This is a genomic window from Massilia sp. DJPM01, assembly GCF_030348125.1.
Lineage (GTDB): Bacteria > Pseudomonadota > Gammaproteobacteria > Burkholderiales > Burkholderiaceae_D > Telluria_A > Telluria_A frigida.
The window spans coordinates 1-933 of the sequence record NZ_JAQOZV010000191.1; the positions used below are offsets into that span (position 1 = coordinate 1).

1 protein-coding gene and 1 pseudogene are annotated in these 933 nt (G+C 51.3%); both read right to left on the bottom strand.

Annotation, left to right across the window (positions count from 1 at the left end; all coding sequences use genetic code 11):
• Positions 1–62: 62 nt before the first annotated feature.
• A complete protein-coding gene (locus PO883_RS34585) occupies positions 63–413 on the bottom strand; it encodes a hypothetical protein (protein ID WP_289313821.1) in 351 nt (116 codons plus the stop codon).
• Between the two features lie 337 nt (positions 414–750).
• Positions 751–933: pseudogene (locus PO883_RS35350) on the bottom strand (RHS repeat-associated core domain-containing protein); the annotation flags it as partial.

The window sequence follows — 933 nt, forward strand, 5'->3', positions numbered from 1 at the left end:
GCAGAGTGCGGTCAAGCCGGTGCGGCAGCGAAACTCGGCTGCTGCACCGTCCTGGCAGATAGCTAGCTGTTACCTTCGGGCAGCTGTTTTTCCCGGCGCCTCACACAATGCTGTAACTCCGAGACCGCTTTATCTAGTCTGAAAATACACCCAAGCTGATCATCTGTGCAATGGAAAATATCCCCAGGTCCATCGGTCGAATGCGGGTATGGACCGCGTATTCTATAAGACTCAATATCTTGGAAGTAAAGCAGTGAGTTTTTCTCTCCTGCAACCTCGCGTCCAAGAAAAATAAGCGTTTGAAGCTCGGGAATCAATAAATCATCGTCAAAATAGTTCAGCATAAAATAGAGATTCCCCTCCTTCAATTCGGATACCTCTATTGGTTCCGCATACAAATGTGAATCGTTCATGTCATCTCCTATTGAGCAGCCGCGCCGCCGATTGCCAAGGCTGGGACCGCAACTTCTGGCGCGAGCAGCAGCCCAACCCCTAAAAGACACGCACCAGTTGCGCACGTTTTTGGATTCCGTTCACACCAACTCTTCTCAGGACGCTTACAGCTGCAACTCATCGGTCCATCAACCCAGGCCCGACCACTGAGGCCGCCGGACACAGTGGTTAACTTGCATGTCTGCGGCACCTCGCAGCTTTCCACGGGTCTGGCAAGCACTGCTGGAAGCAAGCATCATATTCGTGCGGTTTACATCTTCTGAGTCGACGAGCTGGCTCTTCTTTCGGTGGTGCCAGACCTAAGGGGTCGGTGTTAGTCACCGGGTTTGCTGCAACATAAGCATAAGTGTTGATGCCACCGCGAAGTCCGATCGGATCGGATTGAACGTACCGCCCCAGTAGCGGATCATAATCCCTGTAATAGTTATAGTGTAGATTAGTCTCACGATCATAATACTGCCCGGGAAAGCGCAAATTATC